We start from the raw sequence: 24,140 nt of genomic DNA on the forward strand, positions 1-24,140 counted from the left end.
TTCATTATTCTGGATAAATAGCGTAAATTCAGCATGCTAGATTAGTAGAGGAGAGAGCCTAATGTCTGATTTTGATGATCTCGCAGCGCAAAGGCGCAAAAATCTAAAGCTTATTCAATTCAATCAAGAGGATCAATCGCTTGTCGAGTCGGATAAGCCAGCGGAAACGTTCGATGATGTAGGCGGACTAGAGGATGTTAAGAAGAAAATTCGCATGAACTTCATTTTGCCGCTAAAGCAGCCGGAATTGTTTGCCGCCTATGGCAAATCAGCTGGAGGAAGCTTGCTGCTGTTTGGACCTCCAGGCTGTGGCAAAACGTTTCTGGCACGAGCAGTGGCGGGCGAAATTGAAGCAAATTTTATCCATATTGAGCTGCAGGCGATTCTTTCAATGTACACAGGCCAGAGCGAGCATAATTTGCATGACTTTTTTGAAAAAGCGCGCCAGTGCAGGCCTTGTGTCATTTTCATAGATGAGCTTGATGCAATGGGCGGCAGCCGGAACCAAATGCGCCAGCATCACGACCGCATGCTGGTCAACCAACTGCTGCTAGAGCTGGACGGTCTACAAGCGGAGAACGAAAACGTATTTGTAATTGGCGCAACCAATACGCCATGGTATTTGGATTCCGCTCTCAGACGTCCCGGACGCTTTAATCACCTTGTCTTTGTACCGCCGCCAGAGGAAGCGGAGCGCCAAACGATTTTGGGGCTGAAGCTGAAAGGCAAGCCGATGGATTCGCTGAATTTGGAGCGGATTGCTGCCGAGACGAAATATTTTTCCGGAGCTGATTTGGAGCAGGTCGTTAGCGATGCGGTGGAATCGGCGATGGAGCGCATGCTGGAGACGGGTGAAGTGCAGCCTATTTCTCAAAATGATGTGAAAGCTGCAGTAAAATCCCGCAAAGCGACAACACTGGAATGGTTCTCCACCGCGAAAAACTATGCGACCTTCAGTGATGTAAACCGTGATTACCAGGTTGTGCTAGATTATATGAAGAAGCACGGCATTAAATAGCAGGAAGGAGCAAGGAAAAGCTTTGGCGGAAGACAGAGATTTTGAGCAAAATACTTATGCTGCTGTATATCAGCTGATCGAGTGGAAACGGTATAAGGAAGCTCTGGAGCAAACGGAGCAGCTTTTGCGCCATAACCCGGAAGATACAGATGCATTAGCCCTTATAGCACAGATTTATTTATTAATGGAAGATTACGAGAAAAGCTTGTATTGGTCCGGTGAAGTGTTGAAGCGAGATCCGGACCATACGGATGCTTGGTATGTGCGGGTTGTCACCTATTACGATATGGATGATGTGAATGCCTTTCTTGAGGCTGCTTATGAAGCTTTGCGAATTGAACCATACAGAGCCCATTACTACTATTTGCTTGCTAGTCAAATGAACAAAATGGGAAAATTAAAGCAAGCGAAGGAGTATCTGCTGCAAGCGCTCCAGCTGAATGCGGATTCGCCGCTTTATTTGGCTGTGCTGAGCTATACGGAAGCGCTGCTGGGTCATTTTGAGGAATCGGAGCAGTTGGACAAGCAGGCTATTCAGATCGAGGCGGAAGATCCAGGTGTGCTGCTGCATCTCGCTTGGGCGGCAGGCCACCGCGGCGATTATACGCTGCAGGAAAAGTATATGCAAAGTGCCGTCAGGCTCAATCCAGAGGATAAGCAATATCAGGATGAATATTTAAATGCTTTGCAAAACAGCCATAAGCTGTACCGTATTTTTTTAGCACCAATGAAGGTTATCCGGCGCATGAAACGCTGGCAGATTCTCGTCAGCTGGCTAGTGGCGGTGTTCTTTTTTAAACCGCTCCTAATTCTATTTATTGTGCTGTATATTTTAGCCCATTGGGTGACGAAGGGCATTGTGCATGTACGCGTTTTTGGCTGGCGGCGTCGCGGCTCATGAATGATCTAGCAAATTTGTTAAAGAGACTGATTTTTACTTCGGTTCACTGCTATTCTTTTCGGGGTCAAGCGGACGATCCATTAACCCCCAAAATTATCCATACCTATGCCATAGTCTATGTAACTGCTGGCAAGGGCTTAATGAAAATGAACGGTTATGCTGCTCAAGTCAAGCCAGGCGATTTATTTTTTCTACAGCCTGAAATGATGGTCGAAGGATATTCGGACTCCACCGATCCGATTCAGTATTCATTGATCGTGTTCTCCTGTATGCAGTTGAGCAGGCAGCGAGAAGGCTGGTCAGTGAAGCGGCCTATATTTCCATTGAAGGGGAAGATGGAGGGAGTTGACGATCTTGCTGCGGTTGAAGGGCTAATTCAGCAATTGTTTGAATTAAATCGGCAAGCCAGAGTACAAGAGAGTCATACGATCCACTACAATCTTTCTAAGCTGCTGTTGCTGATGATGGGCACAAGCAAACCAGCGGAGCAGCAGACTGTAGGCATGGAGCAGGTGCTGGCCTATATGAATGAAAATTACACGAAGGATTTGCAGGTCAGCCAATTGGCGGAAATGGCAGGCTTCAGTCCGAATCATTTTACGAAAATTTTTAAACACCAAATGGGCACCACACCTACCGAATATCTTATGAAGCAACGGATTACTAAAGCAAAGCAATTATTAGTTTCCTCAATGAAAGCTAAGCGTGTAGCTGAGCAGGTCGGTTACAAGGATGAGCATTATTTCAGCAGAGTTTTCAAAAAAGCCGAAGGCGTTGCTCCTACCTTATATATTAAAAATAAATGCCATCGCATTGCGGCTTTATATTATGGACTGGATGACCATCTAATCACGCTTGGCTATAAGCCAGTTGCTGCGCTGTCCTATACGGACCGGGTTTCCTCCACCTACACCATTCCGAGGCTGAATGCGTACAGCCAGCAAAGCTCTATGCTCCAAGGCGGTCACACGAATTACGATAAGCTGCTCCGAACAAAGCCGGATCTGATGCTGACAAGTGATCGTCTGGAGCGAGATGAGCTGCTGAATCAGATTGCGCCAACTGCCGTACTAAAGCATTCGAACAAGTATGGACAGACGCTGGAGCAGCTTGCTGGCCTATTAGGCAGAGAGCAGCAGGCCGCAGCATGGATAAGCAGCTATGGCGAGAGAACGGAAAAGCTGAAGGAACGAATGAAGGCCTGCTTGGGAGAACAGAGCGTTTATTTTATAAGGGTGAGCCAGAACTTTTATCGGGTATATGGGCGAAAAAATCAAACGGGCAGCCTTTTTTATGATGATCTGGGTTTAACGCTTCCGGATCGGTTCCCTGCTCACGAATGGGCACTCGATATCCAGCTGAATGAACTGCCATTATTTAATTCACAGCATATTTTTCTGATGGCTGATCCAACTAAAGGCTCGAAGAAGCGCTTGCAGCAGTTGCTTCAATCGGAAGAGTGGCAATCCCTTGATGCGGTACGTCGCCATCATGTATATGATGCTAGTGATTTATTTTTTAAAGCGCTGGGCCCTTCCGGGAGAATGTGGGCGATGAACTATGCAGCATTAAAGCTGGGAATAATAGAATGAAATGATCCAACCTAATCGCATGGAATAATCCATGGTTATTGGAAGGGCCTTTCTTTATGATTGGTGATAATGATTATTATTACTATAAAGAGAGGGTTAACAACAAATGAATAAGCACCGAATGATGTACCTCGTATTATGGGCTATGCTGCTGCTTGCAGTGACGGCTTGCGGTAAAGCAGAAGGTCAAGCGAGCGAGTCTGAACAAACGAATCAATCTGCAAATCAACCTGTGGAAAAAGCGACTCGAACCGTTACCCACCTGAAAGGGGAGGCCATCGTTCCAGCTAAGATCGACAAAATAGTCGTGCTTTCCGCTGCTTATATCGATCATCTGCTGACTATCGGCGAAAAACCAGTTGGCGTAAATGTAGAGACCCGTTATGGTGGAGATTACCTGCCTTATTTGGCAAGCGAGCTGGAAGGTGTACAATTAGTAGGCTCTGCGGATAGTCCCAATTTGGAAGCAATTGTTCAACTGGAGCCGGATGTCATTCTCATAGAGAGCCGGACCGCGGAAAATACGTATGATCAGCTGGCAAAGATCGCGCCAACGCTTGTGCTTGGTACGGAGTGGCTGGAGTATGGCGATGATACGACCTACTGGACTGCGGATTTATTGAAGGTGGCCGAATTGTACGACAAAGTGGATTTGGCTAAAGTGAAAATTGCCGAGCTTGATGCAAAGACTAAACAAGCCAGTGAGAAAATTAAGGCTATCGACAACCATAACCTTGCTTATTTAAGAGTCAGAGAGAAAAACCTGCAAATTTATGCGGAAAAAGGCCATCCAACAAATACGTTGTTGTACCACGATCTCGGCTTTACGAAAACGTCATTGACGCCTGAGGAGCAGCGCGGCGAGCTGTCTTTAGAAGTGATTTCGGGCTTAGACGCCGATTATATCGTGCTTGAGGTTGATCCTAATGGACAGGATAATCTCAAGAGCATCAACGATAGCTCTTTTTGGAATAAGGTTTCTGCGGTGCAAAACAATAAGGTGTATGAAACAGACTCGTTTTGGCTGTTTAAAGGCTGGGGCGTTATTGGACGCGGACAAATCATAGATGAAGTATTGAAGATGATTGAGTAAGAAGATGGAGGATTGTTCTCAGCGGGAACAGGCGGCTAACTTTTTACAAGACCATTTTCGGATATCCATAGGAGAATTGGCGGAAGAAGCTTATCCATTCTCTGCTGCAGAGCTTCTAGATCCTGCTAAATGCTCTCACATTATGAAGCTCCAGTCCAGACAATTGGGAGATCCGGGTGGTATTGTAGTAGGAACCTTGTTTGCCAAACGTTACGCTGTATTTTTTATGGGCATGCTGTCTGCTGTTAGTTTATTTGACTGTCTACTGGAAACATCGGCTGCAAATGTGCGATTTCGAATAATGAAGCTCGCGGCCATGGAGTATCAGGCAACGTTGGCCGTGCGTCCATGGCCGCCCGTTTTCGAGCTGGAACAACGCAAAGTAGAGGTTGAAAATTGGACAGATCGTTTGCTTCAGCATACGGAAAAGATTTTGACGGCGGTATCCTCGCATACTGGAGCAAAGGTTAGCGTCATGTGGTCGCTGATTTCGCATTATGTTCAAAAATGTTATGCCCAACTCGAGCACAATACGAGTATTTGGCAAACGGAACAGCGATTGCAGCTTATAAAGGCTGACCGGCATGTTTTGTTCCAAAAAAGGCATGGTAATCCGCTGGATGTTTCATTTAAAGAATTTCAGCATCGCCAATATGGAGGGGCTTCGGTTCTTTTACGGCGATATTGCTGCTTAGCTTACCGGCTGCGGCGGGAGGGACAGCAGGTGCATGGGTATTGCAGTACTTGCCCAAAGATCAGCGCTGAGGAGAGGCTCGATCTATTGAAGGATGGAGCAAATACTTAGCTGATAACGAATAGATTAGGTGTGCTTTTACAGAGGCTCCTGCGGCTTAAGCTGCTGGGAGCGTCTTTTTTTTTATAGGAACAGTAAGTCTAGAGGCTTTTTATATTGAAAGATGGCTAAGCCAAAGAGACCTGCTCTTGAGGGAGTCGGTTTCTTTGTGCTTTACACTATTCTTTTAAAGAAAAGGCATAAGTACAAACCGTATGATTGAAAAATCCATTAACTAGCATCAGAGGAGCAATTTCGAGGGATTAAAAAATAAAGCATGTTAGCACATTGGCACATTGGCAGAATGATTACTTTATATAGCTTTCGTTAGTAGGTAGCATGACGAGAATATGTAGCTTTCTATTTTATCGTTAGCTATATTTTTATAAGTTCAACCGTCTACGGAAATTAGGGCACGTCATAAAATGATCGATAGCTACTAAAACAGTCAATGAGTCTAAAAAATAAACCAGCTGTTTCCATTAATGCATCGAAAACAGCTGGTTATCTTGGCCTTATTATTCATATTGTCATCGTATAATAAAGTTTTATTTAAAATTACTTGAAGCAGTAGCTCCGATCATCGTGCCTGTATCACCAGGATCTATGGTTTATAAAAAATCTGTTAAAGTTATCCACTTGCTTTTTTAAAAAAAATAAATCTAATTATTTCATTGTGAAGTATTGGTAGCCGTATTTTATTTAGACTGAGCTTGGGCGAATATTGTTGCATGATCGCCAGAGAAATTATCGTTTGAATGGCATTCGCTGTGGCCTGATTAGTCAGTTGCACATCCTCAACACAAAACGCTACAATGAGGAGAAAGGCAGAAGGGAAAGATTGGTATGAAATATCCAGGACATTACGTATCGTATTTAGTTGAGTTTCATGCAACGCGAGATTTTTTCGAATGCCATGAGCTGTTGGAGGAGTATTGGAAGGAACATCCAGAAGATGAGCGGGCGTTAATCTGGGTAGGGCTGATCCAGCTGGCTGTTGGCCAATATCATGAGCGGCGGGGCAATCTCGCAGGCGCAGCAAAAATGTACGAGCAAGCGCTCGGCAAGCTGACCGCCGTAGCTCTGGACAGTCTCGGACTAAATGGCGCTAAGGCAGTTGTGGAACTGGAAGCTGTGCTCGCGAGGGCCAAGCCTCAGGAAGATGTCATTTCGCCTGTCTATCAAGATATGACTCTCGAGATTGTCGATGCTGAACTGCAAGTGTTATGTGAGCAGGAATGCACGGAAAGAGGAATAACCCAGAAGCAGTGGGGGTTGCCAAGCGATATGACAGACGAATCGCTTATCCATCGTCATACGTTGCGGGATCGCAGCGATGTCATTGCCGCAAGAGCAGAAGCGATTGCCGCGAGAACAAAGAAGCCGTCCACGCACAATCGTTGAATGATTGTGCGCAGGCAGCTATCGGTTCAACTTCCCTTTTGTGCGGGAACGGCTACTTTTTCAAATCAATAGGTTTATTTAGGAAAGGCTTGCGTTTATGGCTGCTTCAGCTTGTCATAGCCGTTGACAATGAGATCAAGTTGGCCTGTTTCCGGCTCTATCGTCATGCCATGAACGGGAACGTTTGGCGGAAGCAGAGGGTGGTTGCGGATAATGCCTACGCTTTTCTCCACGCTTTCTTTCACATTGTCGAATCCAGTCAGCCAGCGCATAAAATTGAGCCCGGAATGCCTCAGCGTTTCAACCGTCTGCTCAGGTACGCCGCGATCCGTCATATGCTGGACGATGACCTCGGGATTAAGCCCGGTCATGCCGCAGCCATGATGCCCGATAACAAACACTTCATCGGCTTGCAGCTCGTAGATGGCGATTAAGACGCTCCTCATAATATTGCCGAACGGTTGGGTGACGATGCCGCCAGCGTTTTTAATAATTTTGGCGTCTCCGTTGCGCAGGTTCATCGCTTTAGGCAGCATTTCGGTGAGTCGCGTATCCATGCAGGTGACGATAACCATTTTTCGATCGGGAAAACGGCTCGTTATGTATTGCTCATAATCTTTGCGCTCAACAAAAGCTGTATTATCGTTCATGATTTGATCTACGTTGTTCATAGGCTCCTCCTATATCTGGTGTTGCAGATTAATCTTAGTTGAATCCTCATAAAACACAGTGTGCATAGGCTGGAGCCTTCAGGCCGTCAGAAATCGCAAATTAAGGGAATAGATTTGTCCGTCGCTTTTCAAACTGAATGTTCCACGATCTGTATCGTAACCGATACGCAGTTGAGGCTCAAAAAAAACTTCATGGCGGGGCTCATACAAAAAGGAGAAGGGCTGACCTTGTGTTAATCGGTCGTCTGAACTAGGTTCCTTTACAAGCTGGAGGGCAGGGACGCCGCTGACAACGCAGCCGCAGCCTTCTGTATCATGCAGCAGCTTAAGCTGATGAACGCCGTCCTCTAAATAAGGAGAAAGCTGCTCAACTGCTGATGGCGAAAAAGTTATAAACATAGGTGATGCCTCTCTTCCATTTCAAATCGCACTTTAATGATGTTTAGATTAAAGTTGATTATACGTACAGTAATCGTTAAGATCAAGTTAAGATCAGATGAAAGATGAAGGAATGTCGTTATTCTTTTGCTGAAATCGCTCATTTTATGGTGAAACAGGCTGATCTTTTATTTATTTGGAAAGGGTGATGAGAAATGACCGTACATAATTCGAAGGCACTTGCTCCGTTTCTGGAAACGGTGAAAAAATTGAAAGCTTACGGTGAGGCGCTAGGCGTGCTGTATTGGGACCTGCGCACCGGCGCTCCGCGCAAAGGCATGGATATGCGTTCGGAGGTCATCGGATCTTTGTCCGGCGACATGTTCAAGCTTTCCACATCGCCTGAATTAGGTGAATGGCTGAGTGAGCTGGAACAGCCGGAAACGTTTGGCAAACTAAGCGAAATAGAGCGCAAGCTTGTAACCGATACGAGGGAAGAATACGACCGCAGCGTCAAAATTCCGCCGAAGCTTTATGAGGAGCATGTCGTTATTTGCTCCCAGGCAGAATCCAAATGGGAAGAAGCGAAGGCAGCTAACGATTATGAGGGCTTCCAGCCTTATTTGGAAAAAGTCATCGATTATACGCAGCAGTTTATCGACTTATGGGGGCCGAAAGAAACCCGCTATGACACGCTGCTTGACCAATATGAGCCGGGCATGACCGTGAAGGAGCTGGATAAAGTGTTCGGCGGCTTGCGTGAGCAGCTGGTTCCACTAGCAGCAGCAATTGCGGCTTCCAAGCATCAACCGGATACGTCCTTCCTGCGTCAAAACTATGATAAGCAAGCTCAAAAAGCGTTCAGCCTGCGGATTTTGAAGCAGATGGGCTACGATTTTGAAGCGGGCAGACTTGATGAAAGCACGCATCCATTCGCAACAGGACTCAACACAGGCGACGTGCGAATTACGACACGTTATTTGGAAGATGATGTGACGAGCGCCTTGTTCGGCACCATTCATGAGGGTGGCCATGCGCTGTATGAGCAAAATATTATGGCTGAGTTGGATGGAACGACGCTAAGCACAGGCACATCGATGGGCATCCATGAGTCGCAATCGCGTTTCTGGGAAAATGTCATTGGCCGCAGCAAGCCGTTCTGGCAGCATAATTTTGCCGCTTTGCAGCAGCAGTTCCCGGGTCAGCTTGATGTGACGCTGGATCAGTTTTATCGGGGAAATAACGTCGTTCAGCCGTCACTCATTCGCATTGAAGCCGATGAGCTGACGTACAATCTTCATATTATTATCCGCTATGAAATTGAGAAAATGATATTTAACGAAGGCGCGAAGGCCGCGGATCTTCCCGCTATTTGGAATGAAAAATATAAAGAATATCTGGGTATTGAACCACCGACGAATGCAGAAGGCGTCCTGCAGGATGTACACTGGTCCGGCGGCGCATTCGGCTACTTCCCGTCCTATTCTCTGGGCAACATGTATGCAGCGCAATTCGCCGATACACTGGAGCGCGAGCTGCCGAACTTCTGGGAGCTTGTAAGCACAGGGAATCTGCTGCCGATCAAAGAATGGCTCAGCGAGCGCATTTACAAATACGGCAAGCTCAGAACACCTTCCGAGTTGATCCAAAATGTAACCGGCAAGCCGCTGGACCCGCAATATTTGGTGAAATATTTGGAGAAGAAGTATAGCGAGATTTATAAGCTGTAGTAAGGGAATAGTTGTAGCTGGTAAGGAAGGTTTGGTTAGTGGGGGAAGGTAGCTGCGCTATTGTTAGGAAGCGACTTACCTCCACGCGAACCGGAAGCTCCCATGAAAACCCCGGCACGTTCGCACTCCGCTCCCCGTAAGGGGTAATGCGGATTTTGGATTAGCTAAACGGGTGGATAAGGGAGAGGAAAATGAGGTTCGCGAAAATGGGCCTTTTTTTCCTTGCTAGGTAAGGAGTTTTTGAGGGTGCTGTCGCTCCCCGTGCGGGAGCGTGGATTGAAACCGTCTGCCAATTCCGCCACGACCGCATATTTTTTTGTCGCTCCCCGTGCGGGAGCGTGGATTGAAACGCGTATTTGTCCATCAAGGCGACCTGTGGGCTAGTCGTCGCTCCCCGTGCGGGAGCGTGGATTGAAACTGTAACGTTATGTTGTCGATTTTTGGCGCTATATGGTCGCTCCCCGTGCGGGAGCGTGGATTGAAACACGTTTCCGCGATGTATCTTCGCCGCTTAATAGTCGCTCCCCGTGCGGGAGCGTGGATTGAAACGGCTCACTGGTTATTGGTTTAGCGCTATGGGCTAGTCGCTCCCCGTGCGGGAGCGTGGATTGAAATGTTTATTAATTTATATAAAATGCAAATTTATTTTATTGCTTCCGATGATGTGTATGCAAACGGAAGCTCTTCCTGCTGCACCTTGCTAAGTACGTATTCGAGACCAATCTCCTCTGACTGTTCAAGGCTTAAGGAAGCACAGCATGCGATTGTTACTTAGAGTACAGTCACAGAGACCACTGTGGCTTAGGATATATATATTTGGAAACTTATTCCTTTTTTGAAGGACTGAGTTTCCGTTATTCTGGATTTCACTCCCATTTTGGGCCTTAAGCGGACAGGAGAGCCGCTATTACCTTCATAATCCTCTCAAAATGACGATGGGCAGCGCATTAGCGGCTCCTGAGTCCGCAGCCTGTGCCAAAACCAGTGATTCGGTACAAATAGCGGCTGCTGCGTCCTCCAAGTCTATTTTTGTCTGTTTGTGCAGGGAGCAAAGCTCCAAAAAGAGCAGCATGAAGCTGCCTTTTGGTAAGTAGGTTCACATTTATGAGTTGTGCCATTCTCGGTAGTAGAGGGAAGACGTTTGAACGCTGGCTTCTTTCGAGATATAGCTCGCTTGCGTTCACATACATGCCCTAGTAGAGCCGTTATTCCGGAGCAGGTGGAATAACGGCTTTTTCATGCCCAAAAAGCCGTTAGCGGCAATCACCGCCGACGATATGCACGCATAGGCTGGAGTACAACACGCAAGCTGTAAATAGCGGGAGGAGAAAGAAAGATGAGGAGAAGATGGACAACGTTGCTGCTAGTTGTCACGCTGGCTGCAACCGCTGCGCTGGCAGGCTGCGGCGGCAAAAGCGAGAAAACAACGCTGAAAGTCGGCGAGGTCACGCGCTCTCTCTTTTATGCGCCACAATATGTAGCACTGGAGAAGGGCTTTTTTGAAGAGGAAGGGCTGAACATTGAACTGACAACAACGGCTGGCGGTGACAAGACGATGACGGCCCTTCTGTCGGGCGTAATCGATGTGGCGCTTGTCGGCTCGGAAACTTCGATTTATGTGTACCAGCAGGGAGCGGAGGACCCGGTCATCAATTTTGCCCAATTGACGCAGACCGATGGGACGTTTCTAGTTGCTCGCGAGCCGGAGCCCACCTTTGATTGGCAGTCATTGAAAGGAAAAACTTTCCTTGGACAGCGGAAGGGCGGCATGCCGCAGATGGCTGGAGAATTTACGCTGAAAAAATTCGGAATTGACCCGCAAAAGGATTTGGAGCTGATCCAAAATGTCGATTTTGCCAACATTTCGGCAGCTTATGCTTCAGGGACAGGCGATTTTGTGCAGCTTTTTGAGCCGACGGCTTCTATTTTTGAGAAAGAGGGCCGTGGCAAGGTTGTGGCTTCCTTTGGTGCGGAGAGCGGGCATTTGCCGTACACCGTTTATATGGCGAAGCAAAGCTTTACAAACAAAAACAAGTCGGCGCTGCAATCTTTCACCAATGCGATTCATCGGGCACAATTATGGGTGGCTGAAAATAGTGCCGAAACCATTGCGGACGTTGTCCTGCCTTATTTTGAAAATGTAGATCGCGGCATTTTGATTAGCTCGATCGATCGTTATAAGCAGCAAGGCTCTTTCGCGACCGACCCGATTATTGACCAGGAGGAATGGAACAATTTGCTGGACGTCATGACCTCGGCCGGCGAACTGAAGGCGCGAACCGAGCATGATGCCATCGTAAACACGGCCTTTGCGGAAGCTGCGATTGAAGCCGTGAAGTAGCGATGGCTGCGAGGAGGAAAAAAAGATGGCGAATAGTGACCCCGCGCTTACGCTGCGGCAAGTGACTCATGTATATGTGAATGACAAGGGCGCCTCGCTTGCTGTGGAGGATATGAACTTGACCGTTCAGCGCGGCGAGTTCGTCAGTCTGGTTGGCCCAAGCGGATGCGGAAAAACGACGGTGCTCAGCATGCTGGCGGGCTTGTTTTTACCGACACGCGGCGAAGTGCTCCTGAACAATCGACAGGTTAAACAACCGTCAACCCTTGTCGGTTATATGCTCCAGCAGGATTATTTGTTTCCATGGCGGACGATTTTGGATAATGCGGCGCTGGGGCTGGAATTGACGGGGAATAAGACGCAGGCTGCGCTTGAAACCGTAGCTGAATTGCTGGCTGAGCTCGGCCTGCCCGGAGCGGGAGCCCGTTATCCGCATGAGCTGTCGGGCGGTATGAGGCAGCGGGTCGCCTTGGCGCGGACGCTGGCAACTGAGCCGGAAGTATTGCTGCTGGATGAGCCTTTTTCTGCGCTGGATTTGCACATTAAGCTTCAATTGGAGGATTTGGTGCAGGTAACGCTGCGAAAGCTTGGGAAAACGGCGCTGCTCGTCACGCATGATCTATCTGAAGCGGTGGCGATGAGTGATCGCGTCATAGTACTGGCAGCAAATCCAGGTCGAATTCGCTACGAGCTGACGATACCCGATTCAATCCGGCAGGCATCACCGATGAAAGCTCGACAGCTGCCGGAATTTCAGCCGCTGTTCGATCAATTATGGGCAGAGCTGGACGCTGCCGAGAAGACCCTCTGGGAAGGGAGCGAGAGCAATGAAGGATGACGGGGGTTCAAATCAGCAAAGGGAGCAACACACAGATAGTAAGCCGGAGCGAGTAGGGCAGGAACAGAAATTGCCTTCTGATGTAAAAGAGGGTAGAGCAGTATGGCTAGACTGGCTGCACCAGGCTTATATGCGGCGGGCAAAAAGGACGACGGCGTTAGTCGGAGTGACGCAGTTCATTATTTTAGTACTCTTTATTGGGCTGTGGGAGGCCGCGGGACGTAATCGGTGGGTTGATCCGCTGCTGTTCAGCTATCCAACGAAGATGTTCCATCAATTGTGGGGGACGATGTCGAACGGCTCAATCTGGCCGCATATCGGGGTGACCGTATCGGAAACGATTGTCGGATTTGCACTGGGCACACTGCTGGGCACGCTCCTTGCGGCGCTGCTGTGGTGGTTCCCTTTTGTATCGAGGGTTGCGGACCCTTATTTGGTCGTGCTGAACAGCATGCCGAAGGTAGCGCTAGGGCCGATCTTTATCGTTTGTCTTGGTCCTGGCTTTCTCTCCATTGTAGCGGTCACTTTGTCGGTAACGGTTATTATTACAACCTTGAACATCTATAACCAGTTTCGTGAGGTGGATGCAGGCTATATTAAAGTCGTCCGGCTGTTCGGAGCGGGGCGGTCACAGCTTTTTCGCAGCGTGATTTTGCCAGCTTCGTTCCCGGTTATTATTTCGACGCTGAAAGTGAATGTGGGCTTGGCATGGATCGGCGTTATTGTAGGCGAGTTTCTCGTGGCGAAGCTTGGGCTGGGCTACCTAATTATTTATGGCTTCCAAGTGTTCAACTTTACGCTCGTTCTCTCCAGCCTCCTTGTAATTGCTGCGGTTGCGACGGTTATGTACAAAGCCGTTTCGGCGCTGGAGCGCAGGCTGATGGCGGGATGGCGTGAGCAGTAGAGCATATGGCAAAACGTTTTTTATGTCATTTTTTGAGCTAGTTCGTAGATAACAATAGGTACAAATACAGGCTTTGGCATAAAGGCTAGGGCACCTTCATAACTATGAGTATAGTTCGATTTTAGCTGGCGCTTTCGTAATAGGAGCGGGAGCTGCAAGGGTGAAAAAAGATTTTGCGGCGAGCCTCCCGCAAGCTGCTCGTATATAGCGGCCAACTAAAGGCGGGGAAATGGGGAGCGAAGGTCTTGGGGAAACGTGGATTTACGTTTTGCAGCGGGTTTTGTGGGTGTTTTTTAAAACAATCTCTCTTTGTCTGCATTCGTTTTATCAACATTCGCCCACGTCCTGCATACACTTTAAGTGAATGATTGCATGGAGGAGGTTAAATCAATGGCTAATGCAGATAAACAGCTTCAGTACAGAGAAATTATCACCAAAGCTGTCTGCGGCAAAGGTCGTAAGTTTTCCACTGTAACCCATACCGTTACGCCGCCTCAACATCCGACCAGTATTTTGGGCGCATGGATTATCAACCATCAATATGAAGCGGTTCGTTCGGGCGATGGGATTGAGGTCATCGGTACTTACGACATTAACATCTGGTACTCGTACAGCAAAAACTCGCAAACCGAGGTTGCGAAGGAATCCGTTCATTATGTAGAAAATGTTCCGCTTTCGTTTGTCGATCCGAAGCATCGTGCCACAACCGTGGAAGTTTCAGCAGATGCGCTTCAGGAGCCGAATTGTATCGAAGCGAATGTTTCATCGAGCGGCTCCGGCGTTGTCATCCGGGTTGAACGCGAATTTTCGGTAGAGCTGGTTGCCGAGACAAAAGTGACGGTTGCTTGTATCCCTGGAGGTTTGGACGGCCTTGATGCCAAGGAATACGAGTTCGGTCTCGGCGATGACGACTACGAAGATCTTGATCCGGATTTGCTCGACGACGAGCTTTAATCTGGCAGCCTGACGGCCATGTGGCTTATGTGGATTGAAACTTCCCGGCACGGAAGCTTAAATCTTCTCCACGGTAGCTTAACTCCATTGTGCCTCGGCTTCTGTACGGTATGATATGCGGCGATGTCCGCAAACTTGAGGGCGAAAGCCCTCTTTTTGTTGGAATTAAACATAATCGGGCGTATGCCCTATAAGCCAGGTTTGAGTAGGGTGAGTGGGTTTTAGTAGAAAGGAGCAATGAGATGGCGGCAGTATGGCTGTGGAACAGCAGTACCGGGCGATTGGAGTTGGCGGGCAAAGAGAATGCCGCTGCCGCTGAATCAGCTCCAACTGCAAGCCTGCTTGCAGAGGTCAAGGCTGGGGACGCGGTTATCGTGAGCGGCTGTGTTGCTGAGAAAAAGAAGGGTAGTGAATCTAGGCAGGGAGAGACAGGTCAGCAGGGAGAGACAGGTCAGCAAGGCGAGAGCGGGCAAGGGCAGAGTAGGTGGGAACAGCAGGGCGTTAAAGAAAAGCGGGGCTTGAGGGAACAGAAGGGAATTACGGAAAAACAGCATATGAGTGAAAAACGTGAAGGCTATGAAAAGCAGGTGCTGCCTGCTTTGCCAAGCGGCATCTGGCTGCTGAATGAGGGGGAGATCGGCTTTGCGGCGATGTCTGCCGCCGAGCAGCAGCAAAGGCTGCGCCGGGCAGGCTTGCTCCGGCGGCAGGAACTGGGAGATAGCGACCGATTGTATAAGGTCGCTATTGCGCATTTGGAGCCGATCGAGCTGCAGCGCCTCGATCGGTGGGGCAGGCCCGCAGCGGGGCAGCCGCTGCTGCGGGCGGAGCCAGGCGGCCATGCGGCAGCGCCATGGCCGCGGGATGCGGCTCTGCGGCGGGTCATCCGCGCCGCAGTCGCCGCTTTGTATGCACTCGGCCTCGATATGGGCGAGGCCGAGGTTGTGCTGGGCGAAGGCGGGCGGGCCGCCGTCCGCGCAGCGGGGGCTGTGCGCGATGCGAAGCTGCGCGCAGTGGGCTTGGCGCGGATGGCCGCCTGGTATGAGGCGGCAGCAGCGCCTATGCCGGGAACGGCGCCCAAGCTGATGCTGGGCGCCGACCCGGAGTTTGCGCTGGTGCGGCCGGATGGGCGGATCGTGCCGGCTTCGCGCTTTTTTGGCGATGGCGCCCAAGGGGCCGCGGGCAGCGACGCCATGCTCATTGGGCGACGGATCGTCTATCCCGTCGCCGAGCTGCGGCCCGAGCCGGCTGAAAGCCCGGCCGCGCTGGCCGCGCATCTCCGTCGGCTGCTGCTGCGCGCCGCCGAACGCATAAGCGACCCCAGCCTCTGCTGGGTCGCCGGAGCCATGCCCGTGCCGGGGCTGCCGCTCGGCGGGCACATCCATCTCAGCGGCACGCCGCTATCCAGCCGACTGCTGCGGCTGCTCGACAGCTACGCGGCGTTTCCGCTCGCGCTCGTCGAAGACCCGGCCGGCCGGGGCAGACGCCCCCGTTACGGCGCCCTTGGCGAATACCGCCAGCAGCCGCATGGCGGCTTCGAATACCGCACGCTGCCGAGCTGGCTCATCTCGCCAGCAGCGGCAAAAGCCGCGCTCGCGCTCGCGCTGCTATGCGCGCGCGAGACTAGAGCCCTCACCGACATACCGGCTCTTGACGAGCGGTATGTCGAAGCCTTCTACTCCGGCGACCGCACAGAGCTGGCCGGATGTCTGGACCCGCTTGCCGCAGCAATGGCGGCGACGCCAAGCTATGCGGCGCTTGCGGCCGATATCGAGCCTTTGCTCGATGCAGCGCGGCGCGGCATAACCTGGGATGAGCGGGCTGACATCCGCCACAAATGGCGCATCCCTATGCCAGCTCCACCTTCTAACAAGCCGCCAAACAAATAGACGACATAATTTTTATTATTTAATCTTTAATGTTCATTACATGCTTCACCTCAGCTCAATAATGGAAGCAAACGAAGCTGATATGAAATCCAGCCTGTACGGTGCCCACATAACGTAGCGACAAAGCGCTGCCAGCTTATTAGCTCCACAAAATTTCCCCAAACCAACGAAGCGAATTTACTATTTTCAAATTGCCTTCTATTTCCCAAGCTTATCCGACAAAAGAGCTATCCTGCACTTTCACCCCGGCTTGTTTCCCAAGCAAACAGGCCCTTTCCCCCTTGCCTCACTGTTTATTTCTCTTCTTATTTCTCGCTTCACTTCACTCTTTTTTGCTAATTTCTCCGGTTTATCTCCCTATACGAACATCAGGAAAAATAGACAAGTTGGCGCGGAAAGCCAACGCTTGATATAATAGTAGAAAGTTGCTTCATTAGAATTTCGGAAGAATTTCGGAGATTTGGCGAAATTTGCGGCTCTGATGATACGATAAACATAGATTGCGAACGCCCGCGTTCGCTTACCACAATAAAGGAGGGGCAACAGTGGCAAGCTATACCCCGATGATTATGCAATACCTTGCGATTAAAGAAGAAGCGAAGGATGCGTTTCTTTTTTTTCGTCTGGGCGATTTCTATGAAATGTTTTTTGAAGACGCGATTGCGGCCTCGCGAGAGCTTGAAATTACACTAACCGGAAGAGAAGGAGGCGGCACGGAAAAAATTCCAATGTGCGGCGTACCCTATCATTCTGCGCAAAACTATATCGCAAGACTCGTTGAAAAAGGCTTCAAGGTTGCCATTTGCGAGCAGGTCGAGGACCCAGCGGCTGCCAAAGGCGTCGTACGACGTGAAATTGTTCAGGTCATTACCCCGGGAACGGTCATGGAGTCGAAAGCGCTCGCGGATAAAACGAATAACTTTATTTCAGCGATTGCTCTTTTAAACGGGAAAGTATCGATTTCCTCATGCGATTTGTCTACAGGCGAGCTGTACGTCACTTCGTTCCCGCTTCAGATGGAAGCGCTGATCGATGAAATTAACGTTTATCAGCCTGCGGAAATTGTTGGCGATGAGGAATTGCTGGACAAGCTGCAAGCATCAGATGCTTGGAATCGCCCGATATTGCTGACAAAGCGCGAGCCTGTGCCGGAGCAAAAGCTGCTCGACCAGTTCGGAAAGCAGGAGCTTGTACAGCTGAATGAAGCATGCATGCGCGCAGTGAGCCTGCTAATTGGCTATTTGGATGATACGCAAAAGCGCTCGCTCGGTCATGTTCGCGCAATTCGCAGCTATGAGCCGGGTCAATATATGATCCTTGATCATTATACCCGCCGAAACCTGGAGCTGACTGAAACTGTGCGCGACCGCTCGAAGAAGGGCTCGCTGCTTTGGCTGCTGGACCGCAGTCAAACCTCAATGGGTGCAAGGCTGATGCGCCGCTGGATCGACAAGCCGTTGCTGTCGCGCAACGCGATTGAAGCAAGGCTGGATGCGGTGGATACGTTGTACCGCAACTTGATTTTGCGCGATGATATTCGCTCTGAGCTGAATGATATTTATGATTTGGAGCGTCTGGTCGGAAGAGTGGCGTTTGGCAGTGCCAACGGTCGCGATATGAATGCCCTCAAAACGTCGATTCAGCGCGTTCCGCAACTAGTACAGCTATGCAAAGCCTCGGGTTCGCAGCGGCTGCAGAAGCTGGTTGACGGACTGGACGATTGCGCTGATTTGGCAGATATGATTGCGACAGTAGTCGTAGACGAGCCGCCAGTCTCGATTCGCGAAGGCGGAATTATTCGTGCAGGCTACGATGATTATTTGGACCAGCTTAAAGAAGCTAGTACCAATGGAAAAAAATGGCTCGCCGAGCTGGAGCGCGCAGAGCGCGAAGCAACTGGCATTCGCTCGCTCAAAATCGGCTACAATAAAATATTCGGTTATTATCTCGAAGTTTCCAAAGCCAATCTCGCGATGCTGCCGGAGGGCCGCTACGAAAGAAAACAGACGCTTTCCAATGCCGAGCGTTTCGTAACGCCGGAGCTGAAGGAAAAGGAACGCCTAATTCTTGAGGCCGAGGAAAAGATGGTCGATATCGAATATGAACGTTTTCTGGAGCTTCGCGAGCATTTAGCAGGGCAGCTTCACCGTCTGCAGCGGCTTGCTGAAGCCATAGCTGAGCTTGATGTGTATCAGGCATTTGCGACGGTCAGCGCAGAGCGCAGATTTACCCGCCCCTCGATTACCGATTCGTTTGATATGGTCATCGAAGAAGGCAGGCATCCCGTTGTGGAGGCCGTTATGGAAAATGGGGCAGCGTTCATTGCAAATGCGACGCAGCTACATAAAGAGCATAACTCGATGCTGCTCATTACCGGACCGAATATGGCGGGCAAAAGCACCTACATGCGCCAAGTGGCCTTGATAGGCATTATGGCGCAAATCGGCTGCTTTGTTCCGGCAAAATCGGCACAAATTCCACTGACCGACCGGATTTTCACGCGGATTGGCGCGGCAGATGATCTGATTGGCGGACAAAGTACGTTCATGGTGGAGATGAAGGATATTCAAATTATGACCGAGAAGGCGACGGAGAACAGCCTTGTCATTATTGACGAGCTTGGGCGCGGTACTTCTACGGGCGAAGGCATGGCCATTGCCCAAGCGGTTATTGAATATGTGCATCATCAGATTCGCTGCAAGGCGCTCGTATCGACCCATTTTCACGAGCTGTCGCATTTGGAGGATTCCTTGCCTCAGCTGACCAATGCATGTATGGCGGTACAGGAAAGCGGCGATCATGTTACCTTTTTGCGCAAGATGATACCCGGCGCAGCAGGGACGAGCTACGGCATTTATTGCGCAAAGCTTGCTGGCTTGCCGGAGTCCATTATTTCCCGATCCTATGAGCTATTGGAAGTTTCGGATGCATTGGTTGAAAAAAATGCGAGTATCAAGATGAGCACAGCTGCTGTTGTTGAAACAGATAGTCGCACTGCTGAGGAGAAATCTGCTTCTAATAAAAATAAACCAGAGTATTCGTATGCAGCCTTGCAGTCTAATGATGCTTTGTCTAATGCTTCCGACCATGCATACAGCAGCATTTCATCTGCTTTCGATCCTTCGGCCAGCCAAGCATCGAATGCTGGTGTTCGCGAAACTGCGGCGGCCATTCAGCTGTCCATCTGGGATGAGCCAGCTGCCGCGCAGGCTGATTCGGGCCGCCGTAAAGGCAGCCCCAAATCCGAGCAGCTTGCTGATCAGCTGCGCAAGCTCGACCTGTTCAATATGACGCCAATGCAGGCGATGCAGTGGCTAAATGACATGAAACGCAAAATGAACGACTAGAAGCGGCGTGTCCGTGTGGGAAGGAGGAAAACAGATATGGGTAAAATTCTCGTACTGGACGAGCAGCTCGCGAACCAGATTGCCGCAGGCGAAGTGGTAGAAAGACCTGCTTCTGTCATTAAGGAGCTAGTCGAAAATGCTGTCGATGCCGGCAGCTCCACAATCGACATCACAGTGGAAGAGGGTGGCTTGAACCTTATCCGTGTGACAGACAATGGCTCGGGCATTCCCGCTGAAGAAATCGAAACGGCATTCCAGCGCCACGCTACGAGCAAAATTGCAACGAGCAGCGACTTGTTCCGCATCGCAAGCCTAGGCTTCCGCGGCGAGGCGCTGCCAAGTATCGCGGCCGTATCACGGCTGGAATGCTTGTCCTCTACCGGACAGACTGGCTTAGGGCATAAGCTGAGCATTGAAGGCGGGACGATTACGGCCAGTATTCCGGCTGCTACGCCGCAAGGTACGGATATGACGGTGCGCGACTTGTTTTACAATACGCCAGCCCGGTTGAAATATATGAAGGCGGTGCAAACCGAGCTTGGACATATTTCAGATTATATTTACCGCATTGCGCTTGCGCATCCCGGTATTGCTTTTACACTAAAGCACAATGGCAATACGCTGCTGCGAACGCTCGGTACAGGCGACCGTCTGCAGGTTATTGCTGCTATTTACGGCTCGAATACGGCCAAAGCAATGATGGCGGTACAAGGCGAAAGCCCGGATTATGAGCTGTTAGGCTATATTTCCAAGCCTGAGCTGACACGTTCGAATCGCAATGGCATAACCGTCATTGTAAATGGGCGGTATATTCGCAGCCATGCCGTTAATCAGGCGATGCTTCAGGCTTACCATACGCTGCTGCCTATCAATCGTTTTCCACTTGCGATTATTGAAATTGGCATGCATCCGAGCTTGCTTGATGTAAACGTACACCCTTCCAAAATGGAGGTTCGCTTCAGCAAGGAGGCAGAGCTGCGGACGCTCGTTGAGTCGGCTATTCAGGCTGCACTTGGCAAAGAACGTCACATTCCTGGTCCGGATTCTATACATAATCAGAAAAGGTCAGGTCCTGTATTCGTTCAGGGCGCCATGTCCTTTCATCGTCCGGAGCCCAAAACACCGCCTGTACCAGAGAAGGAAAACAAAGGGGAGCGGTCGATAGCACAAGCGCCTTATTCCCCATTTGGCCAAGGTGCTTCCAGAGAATTTGTGCCGAAGGATGCGGCTGAACGTTTGTACAAGCCTGCCCAAACTGGATATAGCTTGGCGCGTGAAGCAAGCACAGCATGGGGGAACCTTGCCTCTGAGGCTGTGCAGCCCCTTGCACGTGCAGCGGCGAATAGTTCTCCTTCGCAAAGCGAAGACGCTCCGCTTCCATCCGAGCCTTCATGGATACGCCAAGACGCAGCTAGCACGGCTAGCTCGCAGACTGTGGCTAACGGAAGCGAGCCCGGCAACGGATTGGAAAGCTCAGGGGCTGCAACTGCTGATTTAAGCAGTGGAGTTGCTGCTACTGTTCATACGGCAGCCTTGCCCGACATTCATTTCGGACAAGGAGGCCAAGTGCCAGCCGCTCCGGAGCAGCCTTCAGCAGCCAATGAAGCGGGTTTTCCCGAGCTGCATTGGATTGGCCAGCTGCATGGCACATATATTGTGGCGCAATCCGAGGAAGGACTGTATTTAATTGACCAGCATGCGGCGCATGAACGGATCAATTATGAATATTATTACGCCAAGTTTGGCATGCCCGAGGCTGCTAGCCAGCAGCTGCTAGTGCCGCTTACGCTGGAGTTTACGCCGGGAGAGGCCGAGCAACTGCGCGGCTTGCTGCCCCTATTTAACGAAGCGGGCGTCGAGCTTGAGCCATTTGGCTCCCAAACGTTTCTTGTTCGTGCTTATCCGCAGTGGCTGCCGGATGGCGAGGAGAAGGATATTATTGAAGAAATGGCCGATTTGCTGCTGGCCGAGCGCAAATCGATCAATATTGCCAAGCTGCGCGAGAAGGCGGCCATTATGTGCTCTTGCAAGGCATCTATTAAAGCGAATGACAGGCTGACAAGGGAAGAGGGAGAAGCGCTGCTTTCCCGGCTTGGTGCATGCCATCAACCGTATACTTGCCCGCATGGACGCCCGATAGTCGTGCATATGTCCACCTATCAGCTCGAAAAAATGTTTAAGCGGGTGATGTCATGATCGTGACGACCGCCGATCGTCCATCTGAGGCGACGGTCGCCAAGGCGAGAAGAATTGCAGGCGAGCTGTCCGTCCCTTATCGGGCGAGGGGCCGAATGACGCTGCGGCAAATCGGCGCCGAAATGGCCGAGATTCGCCTGTTTGTTGTGACGGATCGCGAAGTCAGGTATTATGAAAGACAGACGGATACGCCGTTATTTTTTCACCCCAGTATGGCTTTTGTAAGAGTTAAGCGGCTTCGAAGGGGAGAAACAGATCCGCTCATTACGCTCTCCGGCTGCGAGGAAGGCGATACGATAGTAGATTGTACAGCTGGACTCGCCTCAGATTCGCTCGTATTCGCTTATGCGGCCGGTACGTCCGGACAAGTAACTGCCATCGAAAGCGAGCGGGTACTATGCGCCTTGGTGCGCGAAGGGCTTGCCGTCTACGAATCGGGGCTTGCTGATGTGGATGCGGCGATGCGCAGAATCCGAATGATCAGCATGAACCATCTGGACTACTTGCGGCAACTGCCGGATCGAAGCGTCGACGTCGTGTATTTTGACCCGATGTTCCGGCAGCCGATTCATGAGTCGAGCTCGATTCAGCCGCTGCGCCAATTGGTCAATGACAACGCCTTGTCTATCGAGGCAGTGACCGAAGCACTGCGAGTGGCGCGCAAAACCGTCGTGCTTAAGGAGCACCGCCATAGCGAGGAGTTTGCAAGACTCGGCTTTGAGCGGCGGCATTTACATTCTTCAAAAATTGCTTATGGAGTGATAGAGGTTGCCAGAACAAGAGAATAAGCGGGTAACCGCGCTGGGCAAAAAGCAGCCTTTGCTCGTATTAATTGGCCCTACGGCAGTTGGCAAAACCAATTTAAGCCTGGAGCTGGCCAAAGCTTGGCAGGCGGAAATCATTTCGGGCGATTCCATGCAGGTTTATCGCGGCATGGACATTGGAACAGCGAAGCTTCCACTGGAAGAACGAGAGGGCATCCCGCATCATTTAATTGATATTCGCGATCCGGATGACCCCTATTCGGTGGCAGACTTTCAAGCAGGCTGCGGAAGCAGCATTGAAGAGATAGCTGCTAGGGGAAAGCTGCCCTTCATCGTTGGCGGCACGGGACTATATGTGGAAGCCGTTTGCTACGGCTTTGAATTTTCAGAGAGTGGCTCAGATGAGGCCTTTCGCCAGGAGCAGGAGCAGTTCGCTCTTGCGCACGGTGCTGAGGCGCTGCATGCGAAGCTTGCGCTTATTGACCCGAAGTCCGCGGAACGCCTGCATCCGAATGACCAAAGGCGCGTCATCCGCGCGCTTGAAGTATTTCATTTAACAGGAATCAAGCAATCAGAGCAGCTCGAGGGTCAGAAAAAAGAATCCCCCTACGAATTGTGTATCATCGGGCTGACGATGGATCGGGCGGAGCTGTACCGCCGGATTGAACTGAGAATTGACCAGATGCTGGAACAGGGACTGGTCGAGGAAGTGAAGGCGCTGCTGTCGCGTGGCGTTCCTCCTCATGCTGTAGCTATGCAAGGACTCGGCTATAAGGAAATAGCGTCATTTTTACGGGGAGAATGTACGCTTGAGGCTGCGGTAACTTTGCTGAAACGGGACACGAGACGCTTTGCCAAGCGCCAATTGTCATGGTTTCGTCACATGAAAGATATCGAATGGATCGATATGGGGGAAAATTTTCACAACAATTTGCATCGGATTCATGGTATAATAGCAGGAAAGTTTCAAGTCCATCTTGAATATACTTCTAATCAATCTTTTGTAGACGGAGGTAACGTCCAATGAACAAATCCATCAACATTCAAGATACGTTCTTGAACCAATTGCGTAAAGATAACATTCCCGTTACAGTCTTCCTGATGAACGGGTTCCAAATCCGGGGCGTTATTAAAGCGTTTGACAACTTCACCATTATTATTGACAGCGAAGGCCGTCAACAAATGGTGTACAAGCATGCCATTTCGACGTTTACTCCGCAGCGAAATGTATCTCTCATGCAGGACAACAGCAGCTCTGACTCGTAAGGCGCACGTTATTAGTGAAACTTTCTAATAGCGATCTGCGTTTAACTAGATAGCGGAAGGAAAG

19 protein-coding genes and 1 CRISPR repeat array are annotated in these 24,140 nt (G+C 50.2%); of the genes, 17 read left to right on the forward strand and 2 right to left on the reverse strand.

Annotated features, from left to right (window positions below; all coding sequences use genetic code 11):
- Window positions 1–61: 61 nt before the first annotated feature.
- The 6 genes from AC50Y5_RS08610 (at window position 62) to AC50Y5_RS08635 (ending at window position 6,801) form a co-directional block, all read left to right on the forward strand.
- A complete protein-coding gene (locus AC50Y5_RS08610; protein ID WP_056028118.1) occupies window positions 62–1,018 on the forward strand; it encodes an ATP-binding protein in 957 nt (318 codons plus the stop codon).
- 22 nt (window positions 1,019–1,040) lie between these two features.
- The gene (locus tag AC50Y5_RS08615; protein ID WP_056028115.1) at window positions 1,041–1,919 is read left to right on the forward strand and encodes a tetratricopeptide repeat protein; all 879 of its coding nucleotides are present in this window, start codon (window positions 1,041–1,043) and stop codon (window positions 1,917–1,919) included.
- On the forward strand, window positions 1,916–3,511 hold the full coding sequence (locus AC50Y5_RS08620) for an AraC family transcriptional regulator (RefSeq protein ID WP_494859840.1): 1,596 nt from the start codon (window positions 1,916–1,918) through the stop codon (window positions 3,509–3,511). The genes AC50Y5_RS08615 and AC50Y5_RS08620 overlap by 4 nt, the downstream gene beginning before the upstream one ends.
- 106 nt (window positions 3,512–3,617) lie before the next feature.
- Window positions 3,618–4,604 (forward strand): ABC transporter substrate-binding protein, encoded by a 987-nt coding sequence (locus AC50Y5_RS08625; protein WP_056028110.1) that lies wholly within the window; start codon window positions 3,618–3,620, stop codon window positions 4,602–4,604.
- Window positions 4,597–5,409, forward strand: a complete 813-nt coding sequence (locus AC50Y5_RS08630; RefSeq protein WP_494859842.1) for a hypothetical protein — start codon at window positions 4,597–4,599, stop codon at window positions 5,407–5,409. Before AC50Y5_RS08625 ends, AC50Y5_RS08630 begins: the two co-directional genes overlap by 8 nt.
- An 834-nt stretch (window positions 5,410–6,243) precedes the next feature.
- A complete protein-coding gene (locus AC50Y5_RS08635) occupies window positions 6,244–6,801 on the forward strand; it encodes a DUF309 domain-containing protein (protein WP_494859844.1) in 558 nt (185 codons plus the stop codon).
- Between the two features lie 95 nt (window positions 6,802–6,896).
- Here AC50Y5_RS08635 and AC50Y5_RS08640 read toward each other — a convergent pair whose 3' ends face one another.
- Window positions 6,897–7,472: a beta-class carbonic anhydrase gene (locus AC50Y5_RS08640; protein WP_056028098.1), complete on the reverse strand. Its 576-nt coding sequence runs from the start codon at window positions 7,470–7,472 to the stop codon at window positions 6,897–6,899.
- A gap of 78 nt (window positions 7,473–7,550) precedes the next feature.
- A complete protein-coding gene (locus AC50Y5_RS08645) occupies window positions 7,551–7,871 on the reverse strand; it encodes an iron-sulfur cluster biosynthesis family protein (RefSeq protein ID WP_056028095.1) in 321 nt (106 codons plus the stop codon).
- A 194-nt stretch (window positions 7,872–8,065) separates the two neighbouring features.
- On the opposite strand from AC50Y5_RS08645, the gene AC50Y5_RS08650 reads away from it, so the two are divergent.
- From AC50Y5_RS08650 to hfq, 11 genes are all read left to right on the forward strand, one after another.
- Complete coding sequence (locus AC50Y5_RS08650; protein ID WP_494859847.1) at window positions 8,066–9,580, forward strand: carboxypeptidase M32; 1,515 nt, start codon at window positions 8,066–8,068, stop codon at window positions 9,578–9,580.
- Between the two features lie 251 nt (window positions 9,581–9,831).
- Window positions 9,832–10,195: direct repeats of the CRISPR family, unit length 32 nt; unit sequence GTCGCTCCCCGTGCGGGAGCGTGGATTGAAAC.
- 721 nt (window positions 10,196–10,916) lie between these two features.
- On the forward strand, window positions 10,917–11,921 hold the full coding sequence (locus AC50Y5_RS08655) for an ABC transporter substrate-binding protein (protein ID WP_056028089.1): 1,005 nt from the start codon (window positions 10,917–10,919) through the stop codon (window positions 11,919–11,921).
- 25 nt (window positions 11,922–11,946) lie between these two features.
- The gene (locus AC50Y5_RS08660) at window positions 11,947–12,759 is read left to right on the forward strand and encodes an ABC transporter ATP-binding protein (RefSeq protein WP_056028086.1); all 813 of its coding nucleotides are present in this window, start codon (window positions 11,947–11,949) and stop codon (window positions 12,757–12,759) included.
- 130 nt (window positions 12,760–12,889) lie between these two features.
- Window positions 12,890–13,663 (forward strand): ABC transporter permease, encoded by a 774-nt coding sequence (locus tag AC50Y5_RS08665; RefSeq protein WP_494860678.1) that lies wholly within the window; start codon window positions 12,890–12,892, stop codon window positions 13,661–13,663.
- 390 nt (window positions 13,664–14,053) lie between these two features.
- On the forward strand, window positions 14,054–14,617 hold the full coding sequence (locus tag AC50Y5_RS08670; protein WP_056028083.1) for an outer spore coat protein CotE: 564 nt from the start codon (window positions 14,054–14,056) through the stop codon (window positions 14,615–14,617).
- Between the two features lie 242 nt (window positions 14,618–14,859).
- Entirely contained in the window at window positions 14,860–16,503 is a 1,644-nt protein-coding gene (locus AC50Y5_RS08675; RefSeq protein ID WP_494859850.1) for a putative amidoligase domain-containing protein, read from the forward strand.
- A 545-nt stretch (window positions 16,504–17,048) separates the two neighbouring features.
- The gene (mutS, locus tag AC50Y5_RS08680; RefSeq protein ID WP_494859852.1) at window positions 17,049–19,850 is read left to right on the forward strand and encodes a DNA mismatch repair protein MutS; all 2,802 of its coding nucleotides are present in this window, start codon (window positions 17,049–17,051) and stop codon (window positions 19,848–19,850) included.
- 36 nt (window positions 19,851–19,886) lie between these two features.
- A complete protein-coding gene (gene mutL, locus AC50Y5_RS08685) occupies window positions 19,887–22,046 on the forward strand; it encodes a DNA mismatch repair endonuclease MutL (protein ID WP_494859854.1) in 2,160 nt (719 codons plus the stop codon).
- Entirely contained in the window at window positions 22,043–22,834 is a 792-nt protein-coding gene (locus tag AC50Y5_RS08690; protein WP_494859855.1) for a class I SAM-dependent methyltransferase, read from the forward strand. Before mutL ends, AC50Y5_RS08690 begins: the two co-directional genes overlap by 4 nt.
- Window positions 22,815–23,837: a tRNA (adenosine(37)-N6)-dimethylallyltransferase MiaA gene (gene miaA / locus AC50Y5_RS08695; protein ID WP_430161165.1), complete on the forward strand. Its 1,023-nt coding sequence runs from the start codon at window positions 22,815–22,817 to the stop codon at window positions 23,835–23,837. Before AC50Y5_RS08690 ends, miaA begins: the two co-directional genes overlap by 20 nt.
- Window positions 23,834–24,076 (forward strand): RNA chaperone Hfq, encoded by a 243-nt coding sequence (gene hfq, locus AC50Y5_RS08700; protein WP_056028072.1) that lies wholly within the window; start codon window positions 23,834–23,836, stop codon window positions 24,074–24,076. Before miaA ends, hfq begins: the two co-directional genes overlap by 4 nt.
- Window positions 24,077–24,140: the final 64 nt, after the last annotated feature.

It is taken from the genome of Paenibacillus sp. JT22N7, from assembly GCF_059383875.1.